Raw genomic sequence first — 26960 nt, forward strand, 5'->3', positions numbered from 1 at the left:
TCTTGCCTGTCAGCAGAGCATGTCGGTGGCTTACGCCGATTCGCACTCGCTGGCCAATTTCAGCACATTGGAACCATCATCCGAGTCGATGTACAAGGCCGGATCATCCTTGCTGCCATGACGCACTACTTCGTTACCGGAAATCTGTCGCGTGGTCTTTTCCGTAAAGACCGACTGGACAGTGCCCGTACCGTGACCCTGCCCCCACGACCATTTCACTTTGTCTCCTGATTGAAACGATGACATATCCTCTCCCCCTGAATGCTTCTGCTTGTACAGTCGGCGAGTCTAGCAAGCTCGGTTCATCGATCACGACAAGCTCCCACGTTTACACAAGCGGATTGACTGGAGTCGCATGAACGGCTGGGCGAGCAGATGGTTGAAAAGCACAACGGCGAACTCTGAGCTACCGGACTCGACCGAAGAACGCGACAAGATCGCTCGCAATGCGCTGGTATTGATTGCAGCGACGTTCCTGACCAAAACCGCGGATTCACTGGCCAACCCCAAGATCACCCTCACCTGGTTGCTGCAGAGCATGGGGGCTTCCGCTGCTGCCATCAGCCTTCTGGTTCCCATCCGTGAATCCGGAGCTCTGCTACCACAGGCGGCACTTGCCAGCCTTGCCAACAGTCGCAGCCGTCAGGCAGGCCTGTATCGATTGGGCACGCTGGTACAGGGAGCAGCGGCACTGGGCATGCTGGCTTCTGTCGCCACGCTCGAAGGCACACTGGCAGGCTGGGCCGTCGTCCTCTGTCTGGCCATTCTGAGCCTGGCGCGATGTCTCTGCTCACTGACTCACAAGGCGATGATCGGCAAGGGAGTGCCCAAGGGACTGCGAGGCCAGACCAATGGCTGGGCTTCCAGCGCAGCCGGACTGGCAACGTGTATCGTCGCCGTGCTGCTGATCCTGGTACAAGGTGCTCCGGGTGTTCAGCCTCTGATGTGGATGGTCGCCGTGGCCGGACTCGCCTGGTGGCTGGCCACCCTTGTCATCTCCTTTCTCGACGAACCGGAGCAGAAACCGAAGGATGCCGACAATCGTTTCTGGCAGAGGCTCAAACTGCTACGCAAAGACGCGCACTTTCTGCGCTTTGTCATTGCCCGCGCGCTACTTACCTCGTCGGCGCTGGTAGCCCCTTACTATGTCATGCTGCAGGCCGGGAGTGAGAATCCCCTGGCAGGCTTCGGCGCACTGTTACTGGCCAGTGGCGTCGCCAGTCTGATAGCCTCACCGCTCTGGGGGCGTCTGGCCGACCACTCATCACGTCTTGTCCTGTTGCTCAGTGCAACTCTGGTCAGCGCTCTGGGACTGTCCACCGTTGTCTTGCATCAGACCCTGCCGGAGCTGTTCAGCAACGCCTGGCTCGTGCCTGCGTTGTACTTCTGCCTCGAACTGGCTCATCAGGGTATCCGCGTCGGGCGCAAGACCTATATCGTGGATATGGCTAACGACGACAATCGGGTGGATTATGTTGCCGTCAGCAACTCCACCATCGGTCTGATACTGCTGTTCGTCGGCTTGATCTCCAGCGGGCTATCCACCATCCTGCCTCCAGTGACCCTGATTGCGCTGCTGTCACTGCTCAGTGCAGCCGGCGCCATACTGGGACGAAGCCTGCCCGAAGTCGAATGACATCATGCTGTCCAACCACTGATCAGGTGGCCATCCACAGTCGAACAGCGATTGTCGGTCGACAAGCCGATTTTCGGCGCTTCACCCACTGTCAGTGAGTCATGCATCCGGTATTTCGGTAAGGTTGCAGGAACCAGCAGTCGCTTCGGTGCTCGATGTGCCGAACGGCCTTCACCTGACATTACCAGGAGACCGGGATGAAGACGTCGGAAAAGCCGCAGATTCCAGCAGACATACTTGCCAAGTGGCAGCGTGTCATCGATCTGGCATCAGCGATGGCTCAGGTACCAGCCGGGCTGATCATGAAAACCGATCCACCCAGACATTCCGTTCTGATCAAGTCCACCGGTAAGGAAAACCCCTACCGGGTAGGACAGAAATTCGAACTTGGCCCTGAACTGTATTGTCAGGAAGTCATTGCTCGAGATGACGAGTTGGTCGTGGAAGACGCCAATTGCGACCCGGTGTGGCAGAACAATGAAGATCTTGAGTACGGCATGTCATTTTATATGGGCTACCCATTACGCTGGCCGGACGGCGCATTGCTGGGTACACTCTGCGTGCTGGACAGCTCCAGCAACGAACGGGCATTGCAGTGTCGCGATCTGCTGATCGAATTCCGTAGCCTGATAGAGGCTGATCTGTCATTGCTGACGGAAATTGCCCGACGCGAGAAGGCCGAGAACCAATTGAGAAAACTGCTGGCAGGGCTTGAGCAAACGGTCGACAGCCGCACCAAGGAGCTCAAGCGAGCCAATACGACTCTGCAAGTACTGGTGGAACGCATGGCTTCATCACGCGAGGAATTCGAGGCCGATATCATTCGCCAGCTGGAAGCCCTGGTCAAACCTCACATGAACACCCTGCACTCCAAGGGTGCAGTTGCACCCGAATATGCCGTCTATCTGGAATTGCTGGAATCCAGCCTGGCCTCCATCACGAGTCAGTTTGCAGCAGCGAATACAGCGAGATTCGAATCCCTGACCCAGAAGGAAACCGAAGTGGCCCAGCTTATCCTGCATGGAAAGTCCACCAAGGACATCGCCAGAGCCATGTTCCGCGAGACCAGTACCATTGATTACCATCGCAGCAATATCAGGCGCAAGCTGGGGCTCGAGCGTGATATCAGCTTGCGCAGCCATCTCATGTCTCTGCAGGAATAGGGGGAAATCCCCCCTATCGAGCCATGACCATCCCCATGGGGGAGGATATCCCGGCCAGTGATAGCCTCGGTAATCAACGGGCATGCCGCCCGCACATCCGAGGGAGAATCACACAATGAAGAAGCTCGATCTCAAACCCGTTCGGCTCGACGGCAAACTGGATTCACTGGCCCCCAACCTGTCGCGTCGCTCGTTCTTCATGGCTGCAGGTGCCGCAGGAGTGTCTGCTGCCACCATGTCTCTGGGCTCCGGAAAAGCCAGCGCACAGTCCACCGACTGGACTCAACCCGGTAACAACAACCATGTACTGGAATTGCAGGCCGCCAGCAGTTTTCCCGGTGGTGAGGTGAAGCTGGACTATTATGGGCATTGCGCGTTGAAGATAACGGCCCCCAGTGGTGCCACAGTGATCGTTGACCCCTGGCGAGACGACCCTTCCGGCGCCTGGGGATTGTGGTTCAAGTCCAAGTTCCCGGAAACTCTCGTGGACATCACTCTGTCCACCCACACGCATTTCGATCACGATGCCATCGACAGACCGCAGTCCACGATGGTCCTGGATCGCATGGTTGGCAATTTCGAATTTGCGGACATCAGAATCACCGGCTATGCCGACAAGCACGCCTGTATTGCACCAGGCTGGTATCAGTGGACCAATGCTCTGGATGAATTCGGTGTGGAAGCATGCCCTCCCAACAACATCGGTCATATGGACATGGTGGTCTATGTCATCGAAACCGGTGGCATCCGAACGCTTGTCTGGGGTGATAACCGACCCGATCCGGGTGAGGATTTCTGGAAAGCCATCGGGCAGATCGATGTACTCACTCTGCCCGTGGACGGGTCGCAACATATCCTGTCCTACGAGCAGGGCAATGCCATCGTAGAGCGATTGCAGCCCAAGATCGTCATCCCCACCCACTATCTCAGCGAGTCGACCACCTATACCCTGTCCACGCTGGAGACGGCTGATGAGTGGGTAAAGTCCCAGAAGAGTTTCCAGATGCTGGACACTCCAACTCTGTCACTGGCATCCGAAGAAATTGCCTCCATGAGCAAGGAGTTCATGTACTTCGGCAGCAATGTGCAAACCACCTGACCGACAGACTTGTCACCATCGCCCTGAAATGCAGCATCGGATCAGGACAATGTCCATAGCCGGCAGCCGGCGTATCGCGTCCCTGCGAGCGATCGCCGCTACCGGTCCGACACGGAAGCATTCAATGCAACGCTGTCTCCAACCCGGATATGACCATCCGTCAGCACGCGCGCAGTCACACCTCCGTGCCCTCTGACCGCATTGTATCCCCCCTCCCCCAGGGTCTCTTCCATCCTGCTGCAAGGATGACACAGGCCGGTCACTTCCAGCTCGACGCTGCCAATGGAGATGATCCTGTTCTTCAAGGCCAGCAGGTTGATTCCTGTCACGAGCAAATTGCGCCGCAAGTCTTCTGCGCGAACATGCCTGCGCCCCACACAGGCTGCAATGACAGGCAGATGCTCCTCCTGCAACAGGGTGACATGGCGCTGACCGGTACGCCCCTGATAACGATCCCCTTCCAGACCGGACTTGCTGGACACAGCGGCAATATCAACACTGATCATCTCAGCGCGCCGCTCGGGTCGCAAGCCAATCCAGCGAAGTTCTCCCTGTTGCGGCAGTGTATTCAGCAGTTCCTGCAGGGTCTTCATGCGGGCCATCTGCCGTCAATTGATCCGGACACCACCAGACTCTCAGTCACCAGCACGCGACACCACCTTCCCCATGGCCAATTCCACCAGATCACACAACCTTGAACGTCGATCTTCGACGAAGGCGTAGAAATCCCCCTCCCGCAACAATTCCGGCGAGAGTGCATGAGTGGCCAGAACGGCATCCATGGCCTCGTCCGTCAGGCCCACCTGTTTGTCCGCCTGCAACTTGGCAATGTAATCGGCAGGCGCATTGCTGGCTATCTTGCGATTGGCTTTATAGGATAACAGTGTCTTGTTCAGTATGCTGTCATAACGGCTGCGTGGGATGCGCTGACTATCGCACCAGGCCCGAGGAAATATATTGTGAATGTCTATCGATATCTCGTAGATCTTGAGATCCCGAATGGAGGTTCGCCAGTACCAGTCCTCGGCCCCTTCCCGGAGTACCAACAGGGCCACTCCCTTGTAGGCAGCTGAATTGCGCGTATGCAGCACATCGAAGCGACTCGGGGAAAAACAGGCTTCTCTGACCGTGGTGGGTACCTTTGCCGTGTTGTCCAGCCAGATCAGCAATTCCTCGTAGTCCATCGCGAGGCGCTCTTCCACTGCGCCATCATACAACTCGCCGAGAATGCCGCACCAGAACCAACGAGCAATCTTGTCGCGGTTCTGTGTCTCCCGCCAGCGGTCTCCGATTCGCGCCATGAGGGACACCAGAGGAACCAGCTGTACCCGATAAGGAAGCTCCCGGCGATGATACAAGGCCTCGGCGCGCAGGAAATAGGCAACATGTTCATAAGCTGCCTCCAACTGCGTCGCCCAGTTCTTCCAGGCATCCAGCGGCAGGGACAGAACATCGTTGCGCTTGGCACTGATCGGCACCAGCTGCTTGCCGGTTCTGCCTTTGGCGAGAGCCTTCAGACGCAGATCATGTGTGTGCAGGAGTGTGACTGCCTGTATGAAATCGGTTTCCTCGATGTCTTCCAGGAGTGGGTTTCGAGCGATTCGAGCCTTGCGAGAAACGATGTTCTGACGCAGAGAGCCATGCCAGTCATCGCGCAGGCTGAAGCCTGCTGCAGCGTATTTGGCGTTGAGTATCTCGAATACCGTCAGCTGAGCACCACCCAGGTTCGCCCTCTGGAATACACGACTGACAGACTCGATCGGTGTATCCCGCTTGAGCTGCGATACCGTCACCGTGTATTGACGAAAGGCATTCAGCACGGTTTCCCGAAAAGCGGCGAGCAACTCCCCATCGCCCGGGTTTATCTTCAGGTACTCCGCCTCCCAGTCGTCCGATTGCAGAATCAGGTGGCAGGGAAAGCATTTGGCCCGACATTCCTGCTCGGAGCTTTTCAGCTTGAACTTCACTTTTCCTGTAGCCGGGTCCCTGAATTCGCGACTCTCATCCACGCTGAGCACGGAGCCTTCAACGCCCTCATTCACGGCCCGGCTGATATCAATGTAGTAGTAACGCCTGATCGATTTCCTGCTCGCCTTGCAAGTGTCCACGGGCGTATCCAGGAGGAGTACTCGCGCCAGCGAGGTCAGGCGTTGTTGTCCATCGAGAATCAGCTGTTCCGGGTCGCAGCCTCGCGGCACGATTTTCTCGAACCCCTCCAACGCTCGTGTCTTGAACAGCCCCTGGTCTGCGCATTCCAGCAGTGTCACCGTGCCAATGGGAAATCGGCCTGCAATACTGACCAGGAGGTCCTGGATCTGGTCATCATCCCAGATCCAGCCACGCTGGAACTCGGGTAGCTGAATGACACCGGCCCCGATCTCTCTCAGCAGTTCGGTCAATGATCTGGTTGTGCTCTCGAAAGTACTCATGGGCACCCTGCATCAAGGTAATGGCCTCGATATCCCGTCACTGTCTCTCTGGCAATGAGCGATGGTCGACAATCTGATGGACAAGCCACAGGGAACGTTTCCCGTGATGGCTGCCATTGGCTCATTCGCCCAAAGTGCGTATTCACTGATTATCGGACTCCCTTGACCTTCCTTTACAGACCCCTGCAAGCGCCGTGGTGACCCAGAGCTGTGCGGCTCCCTGTATTCACCATTGCAGCGCTCTGTGCCTCATCTCACGTTACTGATACAAACTCGGCACCTTGCTCAAACCCCATACCGGGCAATCTCCAAATTCCTTGCACATTGATTCCCTATGCTTGATGGCCAGCCAGAGCTCGAAGCTCGTTCAGGAATACTCCATGTCATTACCATTCAAGAACACTGCCGCGTGCAAGTCCCTGCTCGGTGCCACCCTGACGGCCGTCATCGTCGCTGTCAGCGGCTGCAGTGATTCCGGCACTCTCAATACTGATACAAGCACTGACGAGACCGATTCGGAAGTAACCACCGGGGATACCGTTACGGATGTAACCGTTGATGAGACCGATACGACAACAGGCGGCAGCGATACCGAAATCATCGATATCTACAACGCTGTTTTCTCGGAACGAAGCGCCGATTGTGGTGACTACGTGAATACATTCGACGCCACAGTAGTCGATATCCAGAACAGCTTGAGCTTCAATGCCGACGTGTTCATCACGGCCACGAACACCGAGTGCACCATCACCTCCAACAGTGTGCCCAACCACGACTTCAACGATGACACCGCCGCGTTTGCCGGTGGTGCAGACGGTGCGACCATCGCCGCCACTGATACGGTATCGACCATCACACGCAGTCCCGCCATCGCCGCTGAACCCACCGCACTGAGCCAACAGGTCAAGAACGGAGTTTTCCTCAACGGAGTGCGGCTGGACATTCTCTCGGCGGGCTGCTATCGCCCCAACAGCCCGGATGCCGGCGACGATGGCAATACCGGAATCGGCTGCTCAACCGATGATCCGTGGTTGCTGGACCCACTGGGTACGGACGCGAAATTCGGTGCCGATCTGCACAATGCTCACACTCAGCCCGGCGGACTCTATCACTATCATGGTGGCCCCAACGCCATGTTCGATGACAACCCGGGCAGTGACGGATCGCCGGTCATCGGCTTTGCCGCCGATGGATTTCCCATTTACGGCAGCTACTTCCACGACGAGAATTCCGGTCAGGTGCGCAAGGCCATTTCGGGTTACACGCTCAAGCCCGGCTCGCGAGGCGAGCGCAGTGATACCAATCCGGGCGGTGATCACGATGGTACCTACAATGACGACTGGGAATTCACCAACAGTGGTGATCTGGACGAATGTAACGGCATGAGCATCAATGGCCAGTACGGCTACTATGTCACGGATACCTACCCGTGGGTCATCAAGTGCTTCACGGGCACACCGCATGCGTCCTTCGGAGGCGGTGACAACGAAGGTGTGGGCCCGCCCCCGCAGGATGCTCCTGCACAGTAGGCGCGCTGCTCCGATATACACGACAGCTCACCATCTGCGGTATCGCAACGGTTTGTCCGCCAATGGCGGGCCGACCGCCGGTGAGCCGCTCTTGTCACCACTCACAGCCCCATGAAAAATCTGTTCGCTCTATCGGCACTGCTGCTCATATCCCTTTTCTCGCAGACAGCGCTCGCCCACGAGGCTGGCATCACGGATACCGGAGTCGTGATTTCCAGTTCGAGCGTGATGCTGACCTATACCGTCCCTGACACCCTGCTCGACACACTGCCGGCTGCATCGACGGCAGGCAGCGGTGGTGACAAGGTTGATGCCATCCTCGCCGGTCTGGACGTCCGCGACGGCAATATCAGCTGCGTGCCCGTGCTTGTCTCTCGCAAGATGCTTGATACCATCGCATCGGCACAATTCACGTTCCGTTTCAATTGTGGTCGTCCGATCACTTTGCTGCACCTGCGTTACAGTCTGTTCTTCGCTCAGGACTCATCACATTCGAACGTTCTGCGAATTTCATTGCTGGGCAGATCGCGGGACGAGACATTCTCCGACCAGCAACGAGAACATACCGTGGACGTCAAGGCGCTGGTCATGCAACTTGCCGACGCAAGACAGGCGGCTGTGACGGACGATCCCACTGTCAACGCTGATACACAGGCTGCGAACAGGCCATTCGGTACGCGCTTCTTCCCCGTCGGCCTCGAACATATCCTGTTCGGATTCGATCACGTTCTGTTTCTGGTCTGCCTGGTGCTGCTACCGATGACTCCACTGGCGATTCTGAGCCTGATCACCTCGTTCACCATCGCGCATTCAGTGACCTTGTCGCTGTCGGTGCTGGACATCGTGACCCTGCCACCGCGGATAGTCGAAGCGGCCATTGCGCTGAGCATTGTCCATATCTCGGTCAGAACGATCATGATTCTGCGCCAACCGAACCAGCTGTCACTCAGTCGTTCGCAACGCAGGGAACGTCTGATCAGTACCTTCCTGTTCGGTCTGATACACGGTTTCGGCTTTTCCTACCTGCTGAAGGAGATTGGCCTGGGTGATCAGGCATTACTGTCCCTGCTGTTCTTCAATCTGGGCGTCGAGGCCGGTCAGCTGATCATCCTGGCAGTTCTGCTTCCCCTGATCTGGCTACTGGGCAAACGCTTTCCGTCATGGCGCTGGGCGATCGGATCGTCCGCCGTCACCGGCCTGATCGGACTGTTCTGGTTGGTTGAACGAGTGGCAAACGCGTGAGGCCGCTCGAACGTTCTTCGGCCCGGGTGCCAGTCTATCCGACACCCCGACCATTCTTGCGTCCACTCCCGTTTCGTGAAGCGACCACAGCAAGCCCTTTTGCAGGATCTCGCCTTACGCGACCATACCCTGAGCATCTTCGGCAGCGATCACACCGGGGATCGCCTCGGCAGCCGCTTTCATGGCCGCCGCCTTGTGCTCTTCGCCCATGGCCACGCCTTCTGCGCGAAGTACTCGGATATCGGTAATTCCGAAGAAGCCGAATACAACCTTCAGGTAGCTTTCCTGATGCTCCATGGCCTGTCCCGCTTCACTGTTCGAATAAACCCCACCGCGCGCCAGCGCCAGTATCACCGTCTTGCCACCTGCCAGCCCCACAGGGCCACTGTCGGTGTACTTGAAGGTACGGCCGGCCTGCGCCACTCGATCAATCCAGGCCTTGAGTTGAGTAGGAATGCCGAAGTTGTAGAAGGGCACGCCGATCACCACGACGTCCGCATCGAGGAACTGTGTCACCAGCTTCTCGGAAACCTCGTTTTCGTGACGTTGCGCAGCAGATGGCTCCGCCTGCCGCTCGGTTCGAATACCCATGGCATCGGCGTTGAAATGGTTCGGAGCCTCGGTTGCCAGATCCAGCGTTTCCACCGTCGTGGACGGATTGGTCTTCAGCCATTCGGCCACCACGTCCGCGCTGAGCTTCCGCGTGACGGAGGCCTCCTCAAGGATGCTGGAATCGATATGCAACAGTTTCATGGTCTGGTCTTTCATGGTCGGGATCCCGGGCTGTCAGAAGATGACCAGATTCTAGGGATGTTGCGTTGTCTTGATAAGTAGTCAAAAATGCGTTCCATCGTTCCATTAACAGGACAATACGCGGATGCAGGACCTCAACGACATGGTGCTGTTTGCCGACGTCATCGAGCATGGCGGTTTCACGGCTGCCAGCCGGGTACTCGGCATTCCCAAATCACGACTCTCTCGGCGAATCGCCAGCCTTGAGCGGCAACTCGGCCTGCAGCTCATGTATCGCAGCACGCGCAGACTGTCCCTGACACCTGATGGCGAGCTGTTCCTGCGACACTGCAGGGACATGCGCAGCGCAGCGCAGAACGCCTACGAGGCGGTCGCTCAGGTGCATTCCGAACCCTGCGGCACCGTCCGCATGAGTTGCCCACTGACGCTCGCTCTGGGCACACTGGCAACCGAGCTGCCGGTCTTCCAGTCTCGCTATCCGCTGGTGCAACTCGATGTCCGCGTTCTCAATCGTCCGGTTGACCCCATCGAGGAGCGATTCGATCTGGCATTGCGCGTTCGCACTCACATCGAAGACAGTTCAGCTCTCGTGGCAAGAACATTCGGGTCCAGCCGCTCCATCGTGGTCGCCAGCCCGGAGCTGATGCAACAGCAGCCACCCATTGTCGAACCGGCTGATCTGGCAGACCGGATCACAATTGCCATGAACGCCAGCGATGGTCGCAGCAGCTGGAGACTACAGGGGCCGGATGGGCAAAGCCATGTTCACTGGCACACCCCCCGGTATATTGCCGACGATCTGCACATGCTGGTACAGGCTGCCGTGCACGGCAGCGGAATCGCCATGCTGCCCGAATTCGTCTGTCGCGAGGAGCTTCAGTCCGGCAAGCTGATACAACTGCTGGCGGGCTGGGAGCCGCTTCCGGGGATCGTACACGCGGTATATCCCGCTGGGCGCACGCAAGTCCCGGCAGTACGTGACCTGGTGGAGTTTCTGGCAGACACCTTCAATGGTTACGATAGTCGCGACTACACGACCTGACAAACGAGAGCCCTTCCTACTCCAGAGCGTTTGCCCATTCACGCAACCTGAATTTCTGGATCTTGCCCGTCGACGTCTTGGGCAGTTCCCGGAACACGATGGTCCTGGGGCATTTGAAGTGCGCCAGTCTGTCACGACACCAATCGATCAATTGCTGTTCATCGGCAGTTTCGCCCTGTTTCAGGCAGACAAAGGCACAAGGCGTTTCCCCCCAATGCGCATCAGGTCGGGCCGCTACCGCCACCTCCAGTACCGCAGGATGGGCGTACAGCGCATCTTCGATTTCGATGGAGGAAATATTCTCCCCGCCGGAAATGATGATGTCCTTCGAACGGTCCAGTATGCGCAGATAGCCATCGGGGTCGATGATCGCCAGATCTCCGCTGTGAAACCAGCCGCCGCGGAAGGCCTCGGCGGTGGCATCGGCATCCCTGAAATAGCCGCGCATCACGATATTGCCCCGAAACATCACCTCACCAATGCTCTTGCCATCCCGGGGCACCGGCGTCATGGAGTCCGGATCCATGACGTCAAGACCGTCCAGCATCTGATATCGGACCCCCTGGCGTGATTTGAGTCTGGCCTGCTCGTCGGGGGGCAGATCATTCCACTCCGGATGCCAGGCGCACATCACAGCCGGACCATAGGTTTCCGTCAAGCCGTAGGTGTGTGTGATCCTGAATCCGAGTGATTCCACCGCCGACAGCACACTGGGTGGTGGTGGCGCAGCGGCGGTCATGACATGGACTGGTTGCCTGAGCGCTCGAACATGTTCGGCACCGGCATTGATGATGAAATTCAGAATGATGGGAGCCCCGCAGAAGTGGGTAACGCCGTGTACGTCGATGGCCTGATAGATCGTCTGTGCGCTGATCGTTCGCAGGCAGACGCTGGTACCCGCATTGGCAGCCAGTGACCACGGGAAGCACCAGCCGTTGCAATGGAACATCGGCAAGGTCCAGAGATACACCGGATGCGGCCCCATATGCCAGCCACTGATATTGGACATGGCATTGAGGGCGGCACCTCGGTGATGGTAAACCACCCCCTTGGGTTTTCCAGTGGTGCCAGAGGTGTAATTCAGGGCAATGGATTGCCACTCGTCTGCCGGCAGCTGCCAGCCGAAGCCGGAGTCCATGGCTGGCAACTGTTCCTGAACGCTCGACTCGGGGTCGATGAACTGCTCGTAATCGATATCGGCGATGGGTGCACCTTGGGCCTCGATATCGTCGATGCTGAACAATCGAGGAGCCTTGTCCATGCTCTGCAGCGCTTCATTCACCACCGCGGTGGAGTCACGATCCACAAACAGGACCTTCGCTCCACCATGTTCCAGAATGTGCTTGATCGTATCTGCATCCAGACGCGTGTTGATGGCATTGAGCACGCCTCCGCACAGCGGCACACTGAAATGCAGCTCGAACAGAGCCGGAACATTGGGAGCCACGACAGCCACCACATCCCCTGTCCGGATACCCAGTGCTGCCAGCCGGGCAGCCCCGGCCAGACAACGCTCGTGAACCTGCTTCCACGTCAGTTTGCGCTCTCCGTGAATGATCGCAATTCGATCGGGATAGACATCGCGACTTCTGGACAGAAAACTCAGTGGGCTCAACGGTGTGTAGTTGGCACTTTGTGCAGGCAGCGGAACATTCCGATCACCGGGCTGCTCGGCCACAGGAAGTGCTGCTTGGGAGTCTGTCATGCCGCGATACCTCGAATATCCGCGATGATTACCTGCACCTGACCTGACTTGCCTGACCCTGGCAGCGTGTCACACCGCATTCAACGGTGTTTCCAGTTCGGCGGGCGCTTGTCGAAGAATGCATCGATACCTTCGGCCACATCCTCAGCCATCATGTTGCAAGCCATGGCATCACTGGCCAATGCGTATGCCTGGTCCAGAGGGCGCTCCAGTTGCTCGTGGAAAAGGCGCTTTCCGGTACTGACCGCCACTTTCGATTTGCTGCAGATGGTGTTGCACCACTGCTCGATGCTCGCATCCAGCAACTCATCCGCGACGCATTCGTTCAACAGGCCCCAGTCCACGGCCGTCTGCGCGGAGATGAATTCTCCGGACATGAGCAATTGGAAAGCACGCTTGCGGGACAGGTTTCTGCTCAATGCAACCGATGGCGTACTGCAGAACAAACCCAGATTGATCCCGGATACACCAAAGCTGGCATGATCCGCAGCCACTGCAAGATCACAGCTGGCCACCAGCTGGCATCCAGCCGCCGCGGCCACTCCCTGGACTCTGGCAATGACGGGCTGCGGCAGGGAAACTAGTGTCTGCATCATCTGGCTGCACTGCTGGAACAAGGCGCACTGCCATGCTTCGTCCGCGTGACTGCGCATTTCCCTGAGATCGTGCCCGGCGCAGAAGGCGCGTCCGTTGGCTGCGATGACCACCACACGCACATGATCGTCGATCTGTTCGAGAGCCTCCTGCATGGCGCTCAGCATGGCCTGACTGAGTGCGTTGAATTGCGCAGGTCGATTGAGTGTCAGCGTCAAAGCCCCCTTGTCATCCAGACGAGAAAGCACCAGCGCTTCGCTGTCTGGCGCGACTGCCGCAGCATCTCTACCGTTATCGCTGTTATCGGATCTCGAGTTCACTGTCATTGCTCCCTATCCCCGTTACCGGAACAGTTCGATTTTCGGGCATCGGTTCATGACGACCCGGAGTCCAGCCTCTTCTGCAAGTCTGGCAGCCTCCTCGCTGTACACACCAAGCTGACTCCACAGCACTCCAGCCCCGATATCAATGGCTTCTTTAGCGATACCCGGCAAGGCTTCCGAGACACGAAAGACATCGACCATGTCAACAGGCTCATCGATGTCAGCCAGAGAGGCGACGACGTCCAGACCCAGTATCTGCTCCCCGGCCTGCTTCGGATTGACGGGAATCATGTTGTAGCCCTGATCCTTGAGCACCCGCAACACACCATGACTGGGCCGACTCGGATCCGGGCTGGCGCCGACCATGGCCATGGTCTTGACATCCGACAGAATCCCGGCGATATAGCCCTCTGGATACGCTTCCCTATGGTTCATCACTCGCTCTGCATTGGTTGATCAGGTGCACATGACGCACTCTATCATGCGAGTGTCAGCGACCTACTGCCTGTACCCCCTCACCGCCCGAGCGCAATGCGATGGAAGCTGTCGGTGGCACCTGAGGGCCCCCTGACGAATTGAATGGCGGACCACAGTAATTCACTTGGTAGCCATGACGAACCACAGAGCTTCCTCAGGTCCGACCTTTCCCGCGATCCCCTTGCGACCATACGCCATCTCCGGAGGAATGAGCACCTCCAACACCTCCTGCACCCGTTCCACCGGGTCCTCATCACCGTCTGAATCCGCTTTCTCTCTCACCAACGGCTCGTCTGTCAAGAGCTTGAACGCCTCTGCCCAGCCTTCGATGACACTATCCGGTTGAAACGCACCATACGTCCAGCTCTTGCTGGCAATCTCATCCCTGACATGCGTCTCCGTGGCACAAACGGCCTGCGAATCGATCCTCAGCCGCAGATAGCAGACTTGTGTTGCGCCATCGTCCACTGCCAGCAGAAAATTGGCTGTGCAAGCGGAGAGCTGATCCATCTCCCTGGCATCAAGTGTCAGGCGATGTGTCAGGATGCCACTGTTCTGTTGCTGACCTCGTTGCTTGTATTCACTCAGGAATCGCCGATCCAGCTGGTCGGTCTGAGGACGCCAATTTGCAACAATGTGGCGAGCATCGGCTACGGACAGTGAAGCGCCCGACACGGCATCCGTTTCGGGATCTGCCTCAGGATCGCCACGGTCCATTGGCGGCAACGGGAACCCATTGCGATCTCTGGCATGCCGGAGTCCTGCCGCGACATCGTCCACTGACACATGCTCTGCATAGTCCCTGACGATGCTGTCATACATCAGGACACCCAGTGCATGACCCAGTTCGATGCTGGTTCTCTGCTCCTCGATACAACCCGGACTGGCAGCAAGCAACGGTGTGGTTGATGCCAGGGTGCAAATGAGCCCCAGGGCGGGCAATGATGACTTCATGGCTGACCCCTGCCTTTTCATGGGTGGTGTGTGGCTAGAAATCCACGACAAACTTGTAGCCATCGAAAAAATTCTGCAGATCCATGGTGGGTTTCTCGCCCTTGAACTGTCGAGAGAATTCGTAGTCGAGAATGTTTTCCGTGGTCTGCATCTTGCGCAGAAGCACATTGTTGAACTCGGCGTACAACGCGCTATCCGGAAAATCCTTGCCACCTCCTGAATCGTCCGCATCGTTCAAGCGCTTCGCACTGCGACGGAAGAATACGCCATAAGCCTCACGGGTCATGGTTTCACGCTGAAGAATGACATTACAGCCCTTCACCCGGCCGCTGAGAATGTCCACGTCCGAGACATAGAACAGGATGCGGGCCTTGCACAGATCTTCTATACCCTGCTGGTGGGAGTCGTAGAACACCACAGGTCCGCGCGAGAACCCATTGGGGCAATTTTCCGTACGAATCAACGAAGGGTCGATGCGATCCTTGCCGCGTGCTTCGTCGGCAAGCGTCGCGAATCCACTCTGCATGTTCTCCTTCAGTTCCTTGATGCGAGCGAGCAGAAGCGACGGTGTACGAGCGATTTCCCTGTTTGCATAGAGTGCCAGAAAACGCTCCAGGGCCGCATCATATCGTTGCAGTGCGTTGCTCTCATCCAGCTTTCTCAGCCCTTCCGTTTCGGCCGTCGTCCCTCCCACGAGCCCCAGAACGGCACTGCAATAGCGCCCTCTGGGAAAGGACTCATTATCCACAGTTGCATAACTGATACCCGACAGGAACAGCGGATGCGAGGTGTTGTACTTGTACAGTCGACCCAGCGTTATACTGTCCGGGCCGCACAGCATGTCGATTCTGCCGGTATCCAGATCGGCCAGTCGGTCTCCAGGCGTGATACGCCGATAATCCACGGTATAACCTGCAAATGGCCCGCTGCTCACCATCTGTGACAGCACACGACGACAGATCTCGATCATGTAGCCGGTATAACCAGGCATCATTTCCTCATCTGTCTGCGCAGCGCTGAGATAGGAAAACGGGCTGGCATCTGCCTGCACACCAACGGTGATGGTTTTCTCGGGAAGATAGGGAATCTCACTGGCTGCCACGACGGCGTTCAGGCAAGACAACAGGATCGAGAAAAACAGCAGCACTCTCACCCATGCACGAGGACGCTCTCCGCCTGTTGGCAACCGGGTTGCCTGCGTGTTGTGAACGGATCGAGCCATTCCTGATGCCACCCCGCTCACCCACCGCTCTCCGCTTTCGAAGGCTCTCGATCGGCTGTCTTGCGAAGCGAGCCTTTCAGTGGTGCAAAAACACGCTCGACAAACACCCGCCACAGTTTTTCCAGCGCATCCTCCGACGCTTTCGCCCCCATGCGGCGTCTGACCCATTGTCGTCGGTAAGCACGGCACATGACCGACAACAAGGCATAGATCACCAGAGCAGGAATGAAGAACGCTGCAAAGGCATCATCGATGTTCATGTCGTTGCCGCGCAAGGAGGCAAGCAGGAAATTCAGGCCACCACAGGCCGCCGCATATTTCAGGATACTTCCCGTCGCATTTCTACGTTTGTACAAATCCTGATCAAGATAGGTGCAGATGAACCAGACACAGACAAAGGAAATGCAAGGGACCAGAATGATCTCGGGCAGATAGCCTGGAAAGGTCTTCAAACTGACAGGGTCGAGTATCTCCAGGCCTGCACGAAGTGGGGAAATCACCATCAGCACCAGAAACTTCAACACCAGAAACAGCAGTACGCTGGGAATATAGGCAAGCAGGCCGATATACAGGTAGAGACCCACGGGCGCGATATCACCGGGCTTCATCTTCGGCCAGCGCTTCTGCTCGAACAAGGCATCACGCATGATCAAGGCGATCCAGATGGACACCGCGAATATCAGCGTGAAATCCAGCGTTTCGAAGAAGGCATTGTCCATGCGCGCGCTGAAATACTGAAGCGCATCACTGGCACTCCTTTCCGCCGCAGGTACACCGAAAGGGGCTTTCGTCATCAGTTCGTCGGCCTGCATCTGTCCCCAGTCTCTATAGGTTTTCTCCAGAGACAGATAGGCAATCATGGAGACAAATCCGACCAGTGAACCGAAGAGCACGGAGACACCCAGCGCATTTCTTGCGCCGCGATCAGCACCGTTGCCATCATCGACGGTCTTGTCTCTCAGGTAGGCCAGAGCAGTATATCGGTGCAATTCGACATCCGGCTTGTTGATCAGCAACAGGGACAGCACGACCGTCAACCTGCGCTCGAGCATCAGACAGTCGCTCACCACCTTTTCCCACAACTCCAGATGACTGCCCGAGGCGCTGCCGGGCAGAACGGCGGCTTCGCCCTGCAGACGAGCTACATTGCTCTTGAACGAGCGAAACTCCAGCTTGAGCGACTCGAACAGCGTGGTTATCTGCTTGACCTCGTCGCTGATCCAGATCTGCTCACCGTCATACCCCAGCGTCCATTCATACAGGCAGTGCACCCGTATCAGAGAAGTTCGCAGGTTGTTGGCCTCGAATTCACCCAGACCAGCCACTTTGGCAGCCTGATAGACCTCACCGGCTCTTTCACGCGCGTTATCGATCAACCGGCAACTGTGAACGCTCGCCTGCTCGTCTCTCCCGATGTCGTCAATCGATGTCAGCCGTATCTGTTCCTGAACACTGTCGAGGTTTCGTGGAATACCGGCAATTCGGTGCGCAACGCTGCGAATGGAATGCTCGATCCGCGAAAACGGCCTGAGCTGAGAAGCCGTGATCACGACCGTCGACGCCAGAATTGGCACGATAGTGTTCAGCGGGTTGTCCGATGACAGGGCGCCAACCAACTCGGCCTTGCCGATGGCATTCAACGACAGTTCCAGAATGATCGACGAACTGATCAGCAGAAAATAGAGCAGCTCGTTGGCAAGCAGATAGGCTGCAAAACCTCGTCGAAAGGCATTCTGTCCAGCAACAGTCGGCAATGTCAGGGCATTCAGCGGATCACGAACCGCACTGTCCTTCTCCAGGGGGACTCGTTGCCCGTACATCGAGTAGGCATGCACGCCAACGGCAAAGGCCGCCAGTGCAACGATGAGCAGGTATGTGCCAGTTGGTCCCAGAATATCCATTGACGGCTACCCGGTCACTTCTCCATGCCAGTCATCCAAAGCATCGGAAACGGCAAGTCACTCTTCACAAACCGTGACGCGGGGGTTGCAGGCCGTATTGCCAGCCATCAGCAATGGGGCTTCAGCTTCCTCGACAAATGCCTCGTTGACGATCGGCTGGGGCTGCAATGCAACGCTCTTCAACGGATCCGTGTCAGTGCCGGAATGAGTTACTACCAGCAAAGGGAAGATGGCAGACAACGCTACCAGGCCAAATCTCATGGTCATGATCATCACCTCGAATCATTACGTGATGAAGTTATCACTTCCCTCGGGGAGGCTGATAGACCAATGAGACTACCTTTTAGAATGAATTGGCGACGGGAAGGCCTGACCAGAGCGGCTTTTCGCCATGAATTTGACAGAAAATGCGCAATAATGCTGTCTACGAAAATGTCGGGTGGCTACGAGCCCGGCAGGCAGTCTGCTCCACCGGGTCCTCGCTCGAATCACCCTGACCCGACTCCCGGCCTGAACGGTGCAGCAGGACATACCTGTCTACACCCTTCAGATCGACACGACCCGGAAATCAGATACGTAGTCCACCATCCACCTCCATGACACGACCGGTGACATAGTCGTTCTCGAACAGGAAAACAGCGGTGTGGGCAATTTCATCGGGATGAGCCAATCGTTTCAATGGAATCCCGCCTTCCAGTTTCTCCAGTGCATGCGGGTTCATGCTGGCAACCATTGGCGTGTTGACAAACCCGGGAGCAATGGCGGCCACCCGGATACCGTATCGGGCAAGCTCCTTGGCCCAGGTAACCGTCATCGCAGCAACCCCGGCCTTCGCTGCCGCGTAATTTGTCTGACCGAAATTGCCGGCACGTGAAATGCTGCTGATGTTGATGATGACACCGGGCCTGCCCAGTTCGATCATTCTGGCTGCTGCCTCACGGGCGCACAGAAACACCCCAGTCAGGTTGACATCGATAACGGTTTGCCATTCCTTGATGTCCATCTTCTTGATGATCTTGCCATCCTTTGCCTTTACCAGTAGACCATCGCGTGTAATACCGGCATTGTTGACCGTGCCGTCCAGTGCACCAAAGTCACTCACCACCTCCGTGAAAAGCCTTTCGACGTCTGACTCACTGGCCACATCGGCCTTGTAGCTGCGTGCCTGTGCCCCCGCTTCCTCACACAGCTTGACGGCATTGGCCAGATGTTCCTCATCGAGGTCCACCAGCGCCAGACTGGCTCCTCTGGCTGCCAATGCCAGAGATGTATTGAGGCCAAGCCCCTGACCAGCGCCGGTAACGACTATCACTTTTCCTTTCAGTTCCATTTTTCTGCCTTGGATCTCGGTTTCTATTTCTTATTGATGCCCAGCACATGTCCAACAAGCCAATCACTTGCTGGCCATTGCCGTGGTTGACGATGATGAAGCCACCGCTTCCCTTCCATTGTGAATGTCCGCAGTCTGCATCAGGCGATACCGGCAAACGAAGCACTCCGACAAGATCGAACGACGATCCTCACACCTGACTTGCCAATTCTCCCAGACGGACTGTCTCTACAAGATCTGTTCCGCTTCCACTACCGGGTTGACACTACCTGCGTGAATAGCCTGAAGCGAAGCAATGAGCTGCCCGGATAGTGATCCTGTCCTGGAGGTTGACCGAACAAGTCTACCAGTATCTTCCATAACCTCCGGATGCTCACGCCTGTCATGAAGAACCAGACTGCTGCCATACCCCGTCCAGCCCTGATACTGGGACTGTGCGGCCTGCTGCCGTTCATCGCCACCGCCTTTGCCACGGTGATCATCGATGGCAAAGAACAGATTCAAGGAATATCCAACGCACAGGCCTTGCACGCCCTGGGAGCCTATGGGGCGGTCATCCTGAGTTTTCTGGGCGGTATACGTTGGGGCAGACTGCTGGCCGACAATGCAGATATCCAGCAGTGGGCTCCCTTGACACTCAGTGTGATACCCAGTGTGATTGCCTGGTGCGCTCTGCTGTTCAGTACGAGCGTCATGCTGATTCTTCTGATTGCAGGATTTGCCTGTCAATATGCGATGGACAGGGTAGCGGTGAATCGACAGGAACTACCTGCCTGGTTTGGCCGACTGCGATTGATACTGACCAGCGGAGTACTGATTTTCCTGTCCATGGCGTTACTGTTTGACTGAGTGTGGACCACTATTGCACTATTTAGATACTCGTGAGCAGCTGACCCTGGCCGTTGTCAACGCTATTCAGAGACTGGATGTCGTCCAAAGTCACCATCAGAGCGATTCATGAGCCGGATCAACTTCGAATTCCTGGCGCAATGTCTGCGACAACACGCCAAGCGAGATCGGCTTCATCAACTTGGTGAAGCGGTTGTTGGGACCATCCACCGACTGATCCATGCCCTTCGGATAACCAGACATGAAAACGACCTTCATCCCGGGGTAAAGTTGCAGAACCTGTTCCGCCAGCTCCGGTCCCTGCATGCTGCCCGGCATGACGACATCCGTCAGCAACAGATCGATACTGCTGTCTGCCTTGATCAATTCATGAGCCTCATGGCCACTGCCGGCCTCTACCGTGCTGCAACCCAGTAGCTGAAGCTGTTTGACCACTGTCTTTCGCACCGCCTCCGAGTCTTCAGCCACAAGCACTCTCAGGGTTCGTCCATTCGGTTCATAGGTCATCGAGTCCATCGTCGAGGCTGCCGGGCACTCTGGAGAATCACTGGTCGGAAATATCAGTTGCACCGAGGTCCCCTCGCCCAGCTTGCTGTCGACACGCATTTGTCCGTTCGACTGCTGGACAAAGCCATAGGCCATTGACAGCCCCAGCCCCGAGCCTTCCGATTCCGATTTTGTCGTGAAAAACGGTTCTATAGCCTGTTCAAGTACTTCGGCGGACATCCCGGATCCGATATCGGACACGGTAAGTTGTACATAATCTCCAGCCTTCATCAGTCGGCCATCACTTTCCGAATGACCGTGCTCCAGCCTGACGTTTTCAGTCCTGATCGTGATGATGCCACCATCCGGCAGAGCATCGCGAGCGTTGATGACCAGATTGAGTACCACATTCTCCAGCAGTGACCGATCCACACATATGGGCCTGAGGTCGTCAGTCAGAATCGTCTCCAGCGTATTCTTTTCCGAAATCGTCTGCATGAAAAGATCATTGAGTTCTGAAACGACCCGATTCAGATCGACCATCTCGGGCTTCAGCGGAGAACGGCGGCCAAAGGCCAGCAATTTTCGCGTCAACTGGCTGCCCATGATGGAGGCGGACAAGGCATTATCGAGAAACCTTGCGGGGTGTCGGTTCTCGCCCAGATTCATCTGCAACTCGATATTGCCCATGATGACCGCCAGCAGATTGTTGAAATCATGGGCAACACCGGCCGTGATTCTGCCGACGGCTTCCATCTTCTGAACATGGTGCATCTGTCGATCACGCTCCGCCAGATTCTTCTCTGCCTTCTGGCGTTCGGCAATTTCCTTTTTCAGCTCACTGTTGCTGAGCTGCAGATCGCGGGTCCGCAGCTGTATCTTTGCTTCAAGTTCCTCACTGAACCGGGTTTTCTCACGCAGGCTGTACCAGAACCGCCCCATGGTCAACGCGCCGAGAATCAGTGTTGACGCCAGCATCAATGTTCCAACGAAAGCACTATGAGCCAGGCTTTCATCGATTTTCTGATACTGGAGAAACTGGTGATGTCGGGTCAGATTGCTCAAGGTTGCCAGTTGGGGCCGCATCCCCTTGAACTCGTTTCTCAGCTGCAAGGCAGAACTCACATCGCCAGGTCTCAATGCGTAAAACGACTCTTCGAACGCCAGCACCCTCGTCGTGAGTTCTTCGATAATGGCGTGAAATTCCGGGTCGGGATCGGAATACTCCGTCAGGAAGGCAGCCTCATAGTGAGACAGCCGCGCAATCAGGACCTCGTAGCGTTGCCACATCTCCTCGGCATCCTTCTCTCCCTGGATGAACTCGTTGATTTCGGAAACCAGCATGGCCAGGTCGAACTCGGCTCGTACCGAAAACGATGGCAGGTCGTCGTTGAATATGGTTCGCGATACGCTCAGTTCCTTGTTCAGGTTGAAGAGCATGACTACCGCACCGATGGCCAATACTGATGCAGCGGCCAGCAAAAGGGTGTCCAGCTCACGCCACACGCCCCTCGTCAACTTCATGGCAGAACCATCAGGGAATTCAATTGCCAGATGGAGTTGGAGTAGAAGTGGGGGCGCCGTAGATCAGGCACGTCGTTCCACGGATAGATTATCCACAGAGGACCGTTTTCTCGTACTCTCATCGGTTTACCCTTGATACGAGTGGCAATGATGACATCATGCACGAGAAAGTCTTCCACCGGTATGTCAACCACATAATCATCCAGCGCCGCTGCCTTTACCGTCTTGCCATCGGCCTTCACGAAATCCAGAAGATCCCGCACCAGAACACCTTCGAATTCGATGATGCCCGTCGTCCAGGGCGTCTCAGTGGCAACCTTGATCATCCCGAGAGACTCCAGCATCGCAAGGTCGAAACTCACCGTTGGCGGTTGCGCGACACCATTGGCATCACTCGATGCTGCATCGACACTCGATTCAATGGCACCTGAAACCGTCAGAATGACTCTTCCTTCCGGTAGTGCCGGTTGCTGAGCGCTGCAATTGAATGACAACTGCATCAGTAATAGAAATACTCCGACATAGATTTTGGCGAATCGACTTGAATCCATGAGAATCAACAAGCAGTGCGACAGGGCTGATCGGAAAAGCGCTACGCAGGAACACGATCCAGTGGACGACACGCTCTCCGAAATGAGTCTTTCCAGCAGTCAGTCTACCTGAAGCCCGCCATTCTGGTTGACCTGCAACACTCTTTTACGTCGAGCCCAATGCCGTGTCGGACAAGCAGCAAACGTACTGAACAGCATCGATCAATCTGCAGATCGAGAACGTCTACCTGCAAGTGTGTGCCGACAACCTGCAGTCGCGAACTCTCTCATCAACGTCCACGTGATTGAACTTGTGTCGGGAAACTGCTTTCGACCGCACAAAAAGCCAGTCGCGACTGCCGAAAGCCCATCAAAATTGCACAGATGCACAGATGCACAGATGCACAGATGCACAGATGCACAGATGCACAATGCTAACTCTGCAAAGAAGTCTCGCCCATAAAATACAACGTTGTCACCCGTTACCTTCGTGTCTGACGGTAACCATCGCTTGCGGATCGACGAAAAACTTCACGTGAAAAGAATTCGTCTCGATCTGCTCCCCATCTGCTCCCCATCTGCTCCCGATCTGCTCCCGATCTGCTCCCCATCTGCTCCCGAACTGCTCCCGAACTGCTCCCGATCTGCTCCCGATCTGTTCAGAAAATGTCCGGTTCACCAGCTGCCTTGCCAAACCCCGTCTCCAGGAAATCGAAATCGCACCCCTTGTCGGCCTGCGTCACGTGCCGGGAATACATCCAGCCCCAGCCTCGTTCGAAGCGTGGAGCCGGCGCCAGCCAGGCGGCACGACGCCGTGCCAGCTCTTCATCATCCACCAGCATGTTCAGCTGTCGCGCAGCCAGGTCGAGACGGATGATGTCACCTGTTTGCAGGAGCGCCAACGGGCCGCCAATGAAACTCTCCGGCGCTACGTGCAGCACGCAGGCACCATAGGAGGTCCCGGACATTCGCGCATCGGACAGTCTCAACATGTCGCGATGGCCCTGTTTGATCAGGGCTTTCGGTATGGGCAGCATGCCCCATTCCGGCATTCCGGGGCCGCCAAGTGGTCCAGCATTACGCAGCACGAGCACATGCTCCGGAGTTACATCCAGATCTTCATCATCGACAGCTTCCTTCAATTCCGGATAGCTGTCGAATACCAGCGCCGGGCCTTCGTGCGTGTAGAAGCGTGGATCGCAGGCTGCAGGCTTGATGACAGCACCATCCGGGCAAAGGTTGCCACGAAGCACGGCCAGAGAGCCTTCCTCATAAACCGGCCTGGACAAGGGGCGAATGACGTCATCATTGAACACTGTTGCGCCTTCCAGGTTCTCGGCAAGGCTCTTGCCGGTCACCGTGACAACCGTGCAATCCAGCTTCTCCTCCATCTGCTTCATCAATGCGCGCAAGCCTCCGGCATAGTGAAAGTCCTCCATCAGATAGCCTTTTCCCGAGGGTCGCACATTGCAGATCAGTGGTGTGATCCGCCCCAGTGCGTCCAGATCATCCAGCGTCAGACTGACTCCTGCCCGTCGAGCCATCGCTATCAGATGTACCACCGCATTGGTCGAGCAACCCGTGGCCATGGCTACGCTGGCGGCATTGCGGCAGGCTGCCTCTGTCACGATCTTCTCGGGCGTCTGATCCTCCCAGACCATGTCGACTATACGGCGTCCGCAAGCCGACCCCATGCGCTTGTGGCTCGAGTCGACCGCGGGTATCGATGATGAGCCCGGCAGACTGAGCCCCATGGCCTCGGCAATGGCCGTCATCGTGGAGGCAGTGCCCATGGTCATGCAGGTACCGGCCGAGCGGGCGATACCGCCCTGAATGCCCACCCATTCCTGGTCAGAGACATTGCCAGCGCGCCTTTCGTCCCAGTATTTCCAGGCATCCGATCCGGAACCGAGGTACTGGCCCGCGTAATTGCCCCGCAGCATGGGACCCGCAGGCAGGAAGATCATCGGCACACCGGCAGACAAGGCCCCCATGACAAGCCCGGGTGTCGTCTTGTCGCAGCCTCCCATGAGGACCACACCGTCCAGCGGGTGCGAGCGAATCATTTCCTCGGTTTCCATCGCCAACAGGTTGCGATACAACATGGAGGTCGGCTTGGTGAAACTCTCGTCAACCGACAGTGTCGGCATTTCCACCGCAAAACCGCCAGCCTGCGCAATACCCCGCTTCACGTCCAGCACTCGCTCCGGGAAGTGGGAGTGACAGGAGTTGAGCTCCGACCAGGTACTCAACACACCGATGACCGGCTTGCCCAGATAGTCTTCATCGGCATAACCGAGCTGCATCAATCGAGAGCGATGACCGAAGGTACGCAGATCGTCAGGAGCAAACCAGCGCGCGGAACGCAGCGAATCCGGGTTTTTTCGAACCGGTGCACTCATACGGTTATCTCCAGGAGTTATCGTGCATCAATGTATGCGCATTCACCTGATGCGGTCAACCGATCAGGTACAACGAGGGCCAGAGACATTCCATCGGATCGCACTCGGGATCCATCAGTAGCATCAGGGTCATCACCATCTGATGTTTCTCGCCACAGCCATCGTCAGGTGATATCCAGGCAACCGTCCGGATTTTCGAAACTGCCAGGCAATTGCTTTCTTCGGATCATTCCTCATGAAATACCAGCAGTGGAACTACCCGGTCAACGGCACCTGATTGATCCGGGAAAAACCGATTGCCTCTGGAATTGGCTGACCTCAATGAGACATGAGTCCACGACTGGAAGTCGCGCTCGACCGGGCGGCGCTCGGCTCGAGTTATACGGCGCCTACCGCCGTTACCACAAGTCCGTATGATCATTGAATCCGATTGACATGCTGATACAAGTCTGTCTGAACCCTTTTGCCTGCCGTATCAGAGACGTTGTTTCCAGTACCCAGTGCTGCCTTTCCGCCCATCCATCTGGTCGAGAATCCGTGCCAGGAGGCTCTGCCCCCAACATCATTCATCACCTTTTTCACGGGTTCTACACACAACAGCCCAAGAATCAATAACACCAGAGCCAGCAACGTTCCCAGGCTCAGACGTTCCCCCAGTAGCACAATGGACCAGACAACACCGGCAAAGGTAATGGTATAGCCCGTCTGACTGCCATACAGCGCTCCCAGGTTCACCATCAATTGCACCATGAGGAATGTTCCCAACGCACTGCTGAGGGCGATACACACGATCGCGATTTCCAGTTGTGAAGGGACCCAGCTCAAAGCGATGAAATCGTTCAGAAACCAGGCGACTGGAAGAAGCATCATACTGCCGAGAATGGCCGAGTATCCGGTCAACGCCAGGAAATCCGAGTCTTCAGTCATCGAGCTGCAAATCAGGAAGTCCTCGGCAGCAAATACCGCTGGTATGGAGAGCGCTAGAAGTATCCAGACCGGCTCACCAGCCGTCGCTATGGTGTCACCATTGCCAATCAACATGAGTATTCCCAGCATTCCCATCACCAGTCCGATCAGACTTCTTCGACTGGTCCGCACCTTGCCACGGAGCAACAGGCAGGCATAGACAATGAAGCCCTCGCACACCAGGATGATGGAGACGGTCGATGCCGGTAAATGTGGCACAACCCAGAAAAGCAATACATCCCCGCCAACCACTCCCAACATCCCCCACAGGCAAACGAAACGCAACAGGCGTGCATGCATGATCGGCAAACTTCTGCGACACACTGCGATCAGCAGACACATGGCACCGACAAGCATGTTGACCCACAAGGCCAGGCCAACAGGGTGCGACTCGATTTCCGCCGCCAGCCTGGACAGTGGTACTGACAAGCCGAACAGCGCACCGATGGCGAGCAAGCGCAAGCACCCCGTCAGCCTTGTCATGCGGTCGCTATCGTCAGATACGCTCTGATGCACCATTTATCGTTTCACTCGTCGTCCCAGGCACTACGCTAGCACTCACCTACAGCGAAACATCGCCACCGGAACTAGCAATAAGCCGAGTCTGACCCGAATACGCACTGTACTTGTGACCAGGTCATCCCTACTTCACTTCACTTCACTTCACTTCACTTCACTTCACTTCACTTCACTTCACTTCACTTCACTTCACTTCACTTCACCTCACCTCACCTCACCTCACCTCACCTCACCTCACCTCACCTCACCTCACCTCACCTCACCTCACCTCACCTCACCTCACCT

Annotated in this window: 23 protein-coding genes; 7 read left to right on the forward strand and 16 right to left on the reverse strand. The window is 56.6% G+C overall.

Annotation, left to right across the window (positions count from 1 at the left end; translation table 11 throughout):
• Positions 1-30: 30 nt before the first annotated feature.
• Positions 31-219, reverse strand: coding sequence for a hypervirulence associated TUDOR domain-containing protein (locus tag ACUNV4_RS22740; protein ID WP_430880927.1), 189 nt, complete (start codon positions 217-219; stop codon positions 31-33).
• A gap of 160 nt (positions 220-379) precedes the next feature.
• On the opposite strand from ACUNV4_RS22740, the gene ACUNV4_RS22745 reads away from it, so the two are divergent.
• From ACUNV4_RS22745 to ACUNV4_RS22755, 3 genes are all read left to right on the forward strand, one after another.
• Complete coding sequence (locus tag ACUNV4_RS22745; RefSeq protein ID WP_430880928.1) at positions 380-1636, forward strand: MFS transporter; 1257 nt, start codon at positions 380-382, stop codon at positions 1634-1636.
• Positions 1637-1833: 197 nt separating this feature from the next.
• A complete protein-coding gene (locus tag ACUNV4_RS22750; protein WP_430880929.1) occupies positions 1834-2799 on the forward strand; it encodes a LuxR C-terminal-related transcriptional regulator in 966 nt (321 codons plus the stop codon).
• Positions 2800-2914: 115 nt separating this feature from the next.
• A complete protein-coding gene (locus tag ACUNV4_RS22755) occupies positions 2915-3898 on the forward strand; it encodes an MBL fold metallo-hydrolase (protein ID WP_430880930.1) in 984 nt (327 codons plus the stop codon).
• Positions 3899-3996: 98 nt separating this feature from the next.
• On the opposite strand, the gene ACUNV4_RS22760 is transcribed toward ACUNV4_RS22755, so the two are convergent.
• Positions 3997-4491 (reverse strand): MOSC domain-containing protein, encoded by a 495-nt coding sequence (locus tag ACUNV4_RS22760; protein ID WP_430880931.1) that lies wholly within the window; start codon positions 4489-4491, stop codon positions 3997-3999.
• Positions 4492-4533: 42 nt separating this feature from the next.
• A complete protein-coding gene (locus ACUNV4_RS22765) occupies positions 4534-6327 on the reverse strand; it encodes a GmrSD restriction endonuclease domain-containing protein (protein WP_430880932.1) in 1794 nt (597 codons plus the stop codon).
• Positions 6328-6707: 380 nt separating this feature from the next.
• On the opposite strand from ACUNV4_RS22765, the gene ACUNV4_RS22770 reads away from it, so the two are divergent.
• Positions 6708-7856 carry a YHYH protein gene (locus ACUNV4_RS22770; RefSeq protein WP_430880933.1) on the forward strand — a complete coding sequence of 383 codons (1149 nt, stop codon included), beginning with the start codon at positions 6708-6710 and terminating at the stop codon, positions 7854-7856.
• A gap of 111 nt (positions 7857-7967) precedes the next feature.
• Positions 7968-9098, forward strand: coding sequence for a HupE/UreJ family protein (locus ACUNV4_RS22775; RefSeq protein WP_430880934.1), 1131 nt, complete (start codon positions 7968-7970; stop codon positions 9096-9098).
• A gap of 114 nt (positions 9099-9212) precedes the next feature.
• Here ACUNV4_RS22775 and ACUNV4_RS22780 read toward each other — a convergent pair whose 3' ends face one another.
• On the reverse strand, positions 9213-9866 hold the full coding sequence (locus ACUNV4_RS22780; protein ID WP_430880935.1) for an FMN-dependent NADH-azoreductase: 654 nt from the start codon (positions 9864-9866) through the stop codon (positions 9213-9215).
• Between the two features lie 109 nt (positions 9867-9975).
• Here ACUNV4_RS22780 and ACUNV4_RS22785 point away from each other — a divergent pair, with 109 nt between their 5' ends.
• Positions 9976-10893 (forward strand): LysR family transcriptional regulator, encoded by a 918-nt coding sequence (locus tag ACUNV4_RS22785; protein ID WP_430880936.1) that lies wholly within the window; start codon positions 9976-9978, stop codon positions 10891-10893.
• A gap of 16 nt (positions 10894-10909) precedes the next feature.
• Here the strand turns inward: ACUNV4_RS22785 and ACUNV4_RS22790 are convergent, their stop codons facing one another.
• The 8 genes from ACUNV4_RS22790 to ACUNV4_RS22825 form a co-directional block, all read right to left on the reverse strand.
• Entirely contained in the window at positions 10910-12598 is a 1689-nt protein-coding gene (locus ACUNV4_RS22790) for an AMP-binding protein (protein ID WP_430880937.1), read from the reverse strand.
• Between the two features lie 80 nt (positions 12599-12678).
• Positions 12679-13512, reverse strand: a complete 834-nt coding sequence (locus ACUNV4_RS22795) for an enoyl-CoA hydratase (RefSeq protein ID WP_430880938.1) — start codon at positions 13510-13512, stop codon at positions 12679-12681.
• Positions 13513-13533: 21 nt separating this feature from the next.
• On the reverse strand, positions 13534-13950 hold the full coding sequence (locus ACUNV4_RS22800; protein WP_430880939.1) for a CoA-binding protein: 417 nt from the start codon (positions 13948-13950) through the stop codon (positions 13534-13536).
• 162 nt (positions 13951-14112) lie between these two features.
• A complete protein-coding gene (locus ACUNV4_RS22805) occupies positions 14113-14946 on the reverse strand; it encodes a hypothetical protein (protein ID WP_430880940.1) in 834 nt (277 codons plus the stop codon).
• Between the two features lie 34 nt (positions 14947-14980).
• Complete coding sequence (locus ACUNV4_RS22810) at positions 14981-16168, reverse strand: transporter substrate-binding domain-containing protein (protein ID WP_430880941.1); 1188 nt, start codon at positions 16166-16168, stop codon at positions 14981-14983.
• Between the two features lie 17 nt (positions 16169-16185).
• Positions 16186-18069 (reverse strand): hypothetical protein, encoded by a 1884-nt coding sequence (locus ACUNV4_RS22815; protein WP_430880942.1) that lies wholly within the window; start codon positions 18067-18069, stop codon positions 16186-16188.
• Positions 18070-18126: 57 nt separating this feature from the next.
• Positions 18127-18336, reverse strand: coding sequence for a hypothetical protein (locus ACUNV4_RS22820; RefSeq protein ID WP_430880943.1), 210 nt, complete (start codon positions 18334-18336; stop codon positions 18127-18129).
• 301 nt (positions 18337-18637) lie between these two features.
• Complete coding sequence (locus tag ACUNV4_RS22825; RefSeq protein WP_430880944.1) at positions 18638-19399, reverse strand: SDR family oxidoreductase; 762 nt, start codon at positions 19397-19399, stop codon at positions 18638-18640.
• A 384-nt stretch (positions 19400-19783) separates the two neighbouring features.
• On the opposite strand from ACUNV4_RS22825, the gene ACUNV4_RS22830 reads away from it, so the two are divergent.
• Positions 19784-20248, forward strand: a complete 465-nt coding sequence (locus tag ACUNV4_RS22830) for a DUF3429 domain-containing protein (RefSeq protein WP_430880945.1) — start codon at positions 19784-19786, stop codon at positions 20246-20248.
• Between the two features lie 96 nt (positions 20249-20344).
• On the opposite strand, the gene ACUNV4_RS22835 is transcribed toward ACUNV4_RS22830, so the two are convergent.
• The 4 genes from ACUNV4_RS22835 to ACUNV4_RS22850 form a co-directional block, all read right to left on the reverse strand.
• Positions 20345-22258: an ATP-binding protein gene (locus tag ACUNV4_RS22835; protein WP_430880946.1), complete on the reverse strand. Its 1914-nt coding sequence runs from the start codon at positions 22256-22258 to the stop codon at positions 20345-20347.
• Positions 22255-22758 carry a molybdopterin-dependent oxidoreductase gene (locus tag ACUNV4_RS22840; protein ID WP_430880947.1) on the reverse strand — a complete coding sequence of 168 codons (504 nt, stop codon included), beginning with the start codon at positions 22756-22758 and terminating at the stop codon, positions 22255-22257. Before ACUNV4_RS22840 ends, ACUNV4_RS22835 begins: the two co-directional genes overlap by 4 nt.
• A gap of 689 nt (positions 22759-23447) precedes the next feature.
• Positions 23448-25190, reverse strand: a complete 1743-nt coding sequence (araD, locus tag ACUNV4_RS22845; RefSeq protein WP_430880948.1) for an L-arabinonate dehydratase — start codon at positions 25188-25190, stop codon at positions 23448-23450.
• Between the two features lie 417 nt (positions 25191-25607).
• Positions 25608-26639: a DMT family transporter gene (locus ACUNV4_RS22850; RefSeq protein WP_430880949.1), complete on the reverse strand. Its 1032-nt coding sequence runs from the start codon at positions 26637-26639 to the stop codon at positions 25608-25610.
• Positions 26640-26960: the final 321 nt, after the last annotated feature.

It is taken from the genome of Granulosicoccus sp. 3-233 (assembly GCF_052681095.1).